This window comes from Stenotrophomonas sp. AS1, assembly GCF_048957655.1.
In the GTDB taxonomy this organism is placed as follows: Bacteria; Pseudomonadota; Gammaproteobacteria; order Xanthomonadales; family Xanthomonadaceae; genus Stenotrophomonas; species Stenotrophomonas bentonitica_A.
Genome location: NZ_JARVXM010000017.1, coordinates 1 through 3,650, shown reverse-complemented (window position 1 = coordinate 3,650; position 3,650 = coordinate 1). Strand labels below are relative to the sequence as shown.

3 protein-coding genes and 1 pseudogene are annotated in these 3,650 nt (G+C 70.4%); 1 reads left to right on the top strand and 3 read right to left on the bottom strand.

Annotated elements, in window-relative coordinates:
• Window positions 1-320: hypothetical protein (locus PV764_RS20250; RefSeq protein WP_421117429.1), on the top strand; the 320-nt coding region annotated here is incomplete at its 5' end.
• A gap of 40 nt (window positions 321-360) precedes the next feature.
• Here the strand turns inward: PV764_RS20250 and PV764_RS20245 are convergent.
• The 3 genes and pseudogenes from PV764_RS20245 to PV764_RS20235 form a co-directional block, all read right to left on the bottom strand.
• Complete coding sequence (locus PV764_RS20245) at window positions 361-1,815, bottom strand: GntP family permease (protein ID WP_019186275.1); 1,455 nt, start codon at window positions 1,813-1,815, stop codon at window positions 361-363.
• Window positions 1,816-1,817: 2 nt separating this feature from the next.
• Window positions 1,818-2,927, bottom strand: coding sequence for a patatin-like phospholipase family protein (locus PV764_RS20240; protein ID WP_019186276.1), 1,110 nt, complete (start codon window positions 2,925-2,927; stop codon window positions 1,818-1,820).
• Window positions 2,928-2,992: 65 nt separating this feature from the next.
• Window positions 2,993-3,577: pseudogene (locus PV764_RS20235) on the bottom strand (phosphoribosylanthranilate isomerase); the annotation flags it as partial.
• Between the last annotated feature and the right edge of the window lie 73 nt (window positions 3,578-3,650).

Below are 3,650 nucleotides of genomic sequence, written 5' to 3'. Positions count from 1 at the left end.
TGCGGCGGCGCGGTGCGGATCGTCGCCAGCATCGAGGAACCCAAAACCATCCGCGCCATCCTCGCCCACTTCGAGAAACACGGCGCGCCCGCCTGGCGCATGTCACCCGCGTGCGTTTCGAGTGGCTGGCCACCGGCCGTGGCCCGCTGGCCTGGGAGGCGGATCCGGACGACATTCCGGCACTCGACGCCGAACTGGTCCACGACCCGCTCGAGCGACGCCTGCTGCAGGCGTTCCGCTGCGGCGGCCGCGAAACGCGGCGCCTGCTGCTGGGACTGGCCGACGCGCAGCTGGCCTCGATCCAGCCGCGCCGCGCCTGAGCATCGTGCCGGGCGGCGCCGTCACGCCGCGCACGTGCGCTCAGAACGACCCGAACATCGTCCCCAGCACGATCACCACCACCAGCGCCACGATCGAGCCGAGCACCGCGGTCACCGCGATGTCGCCGTAGCTGTCGCGGTGGGTGCAGCCGCACACCGCCAGCAGAGTCACCACCGCGCCGTTGTGCGGCAGGCTGTCCAGGGTGCCGGCGCCGATCACCGCCACCCGATGCATCAGCTCCGGCGACAGTCCGGTCTCGTAGGCGATGGCCATGAAAGTCGGACCCAGCGCATCCAGGGCGATGGTCAGGCCGCCGGACGCCGAGCCGGTGAGGCCGGCGAGGATGTTGGTCGCCACCGCCAGCGACACCAGCGGACCGCCGCCGATGCCCAGTACCCAGTCGCGCACGATCTCGAAGGCCGGCATCGCCGCGACCACCGCGCCGAAACCGACCAGGCTGCCCACCGCCAGGATCGGCAGCACCGAGGCGTTGGCGCCGGAGTCCATGCTCGAACGCAGCGAGGGGAAGCGGCGCAGGTTCAGCGCGATGGTGGTGGCGATCGCCGCGGCCAGCGCCACCGACACCGACCACACGCCCGCCACCTCGGACAGCGAGGTTTCGCCGAAGCGCGCGTACTGCAGGTAGGACACGTCCATCCGCGGCAGGATCAGCAGCGACATCAGCAGGTTCACCCCGATCACCACCGCCAGCGGCGCGAACGCAACCAGCGCCGACGGCAGGCCGCTGCCCTGGACGCCATGCGCCGCCTCGGCCGGATCGAAGGGCTGCGCCACCGCCGCGCGTTCGCGCACGATCTCGTCCTCGGCCACCATGCCGGCGTCGGGCGTGGCCAACTCGCCGAAGCCTTCGCCCGCCAGCCGCGCGCGACGTTCGGCGCGGGCCAGCCACCACAGGCCGAACGCCAGCATGATCGCCGAGGCGATCAGGCCCAGCCCGGGCGCGGCGAACGGCGTGGTGCCGAAGAACGGCATCGGGATCGCGTTCTGGATCGAGGGCGTGCCGGGCATGGCCGACATGGTGAAGGTCATCGTGCCCAGCGCCAGCGCCGGCGGCATCAGCCGACGCGGGATGCCGGCGCCGCGGAACAGCACCGCGGCCATCGGCACCAGCACGAAGATCGCCACGAACAGGCTCACCCCGCCGTAGGTCACCAGCGCGCCGGACAGCACCACCGCCAGCATCGCCCGCCGGGTGCCGAGCTTGGCGGTCATGAACGCGGCGATGGCCTCGACCGAGCCGCTGTCCTCCATCAGCTTTCCGAACAGCGCGCCGAGCAGGAACAGCGGGAAGAACTGGGAGATGAATCCGGCGGCGGCCGACATGAAGGTCAAGGTCCAGTGCGCCAGCAGCGGCTCGCCGGAGAACGCCGCCACCACCAACGCCGCGGCCGGCGCCAGCAGCAGCACGCTCCAGCCCCGGTAGGACAGGTACATCAACAGGCCGAGGCCGACCAGCATGCCCAGCAGTCCCATGCTCACACTCCTTCCAGCAGCACGTTCAGGTCGATCGATGAGCGCTTGCCCAGGTTGGCGCCGTCCTGCGCCAGGAAGGACTCGGCCACGCGCCGCCCCTCCTTGTGCAACATCTCCAGGAACGCCCACTCGGCGCTCATCTTCGACGAGGAATCCAGCACGGTGGCCAGGTCGTTGCGCACCAGGTGGATGCGCTTGCTCGCCCAGCGCGCGCCCTCGCAGTTGCCCACGTCGGCCACCTGGCGCAGCAGCGCGATCATGCGCAGTTCCTTGAGCAGGCCGGCGTTGAAGGAAATCTCGTTGATCCGGTTGAGGATCTCGCGCGCGCCGGTCGGCCGGTCGGGACGCTCGACCGGGTTGACCGCGACCAGGATCACGTCGTCCGAATTGCAGTCGCGCACCAGCGGGGTCATGGTCGGGTTGCCGGAGTAGCCGCCGTCCCAGTAGTACTCGCCGTCCACCTCCACCGCCTGGAACATGTTCGGCAGGCAGGCCGAGGCCAGCAGCACGTCCGGGCTCAGTTCGGCGTTGCGGAACACCTTGCCGCGGCCGGTACGCACGTTGGTGGCGGTGATGAACAGCTTGATGTCCGACTTCGACAGCGCGTCGAAATCGAGTGAGCGCTCCAGGATGTCGCGCAGCGGATTGACGCCGAACGGATTGAGGTCGTAGGGCGACCACAGCCGCGACACCAGGTCCATGGCCAGGAACGCCGGCGAGCCCTCCAGGCTCCAGCGTCCCATCAGCACGTCCAGCGGCCCGCGCTGCAGCGGACTGAAGCGCGCTGCGTCGGACACCGCGCGCCAGAACCGGGCCAGCGCCTCGCGCGCGCCCTGGCGACTGCCACGTTCGAAGCCATCGACCAGCACGGCCGCGTTCATCGCGCCTGCGGAAGTACCGGACACGCCATCGATCCGCAGCCACTCCTCTTCCAGCAAGCGGTCGAGCACGCCCCAGGTGAAGGCGCCGTGCGAGCCGCCGCCCTGCAAGGCCAGGTCGATGGACAGGAGTTCGGGCGGCGGCGCCGCACGGCTCTTGCGGCGCGGCGCCGGCTTGGACGCAGCGGTCTTCCTGGCCGGGGTGGCCTTGCGGGTGCGGGCCGGAGTGCTCATGGGTGGATCCGTAGGGACGGGGGAAAACTACAGGGACACACGCAGCGCGTAAAGGAAAACGCCGTTCAATCGGGACCGGTACCGTCGGCACGTCGCACTTCCGCCACGAAGCGGCGCATCTTCTCGCCGTCCTTGACTCCCGGCGCGACTTCGATCCCGCTGGCCACGTCCACCGCCCACGGCGAGGTGGCGCGGATCGCGTCGTGCACGTTGTCCGGCGTGATCCCGCCGGCCAGCACGAACGGCCGGTGCAGTCCGCCGGGGATCGCGCTCCAGTCGAACGTGTGGCCGGTACCGCCGGCTGCGCCCTTGCCGTGGCTGTCGAACAGGAAACCGTCGGCGTTCGGCCAGCGCTCTTGCAGCGCGGCCGCATCCCAACGCTCGCCCCCGCCCATCGGCACCGCCTTCAGCCAGGGCATGCGGAAGGCGCTGCAGAACGCATCCTCTTCGTCGCCGTGGAACTGCAGCAACGCCGGTCGCACCATGCGCACCACTTCACGCACCTCGGCCACGGTGTTGTCGCGGAACAGCGCCACCGCGCCGACCATCGGCGCCAGCGCCAGGCGCAGTTGCCGCGCCTCGGCCGCGCTGACCCGGCGCGGACTGCCTTCGGCGAACACGAAACCGACCGCGTCCACGCCCAGTTGGGTATAGGAAGTTCAACCGCCCTTTTTTGCGAGTCTGGCGGGTAGGAAGCGGCCGCGCAAGCGCCGCTTTGGGCAC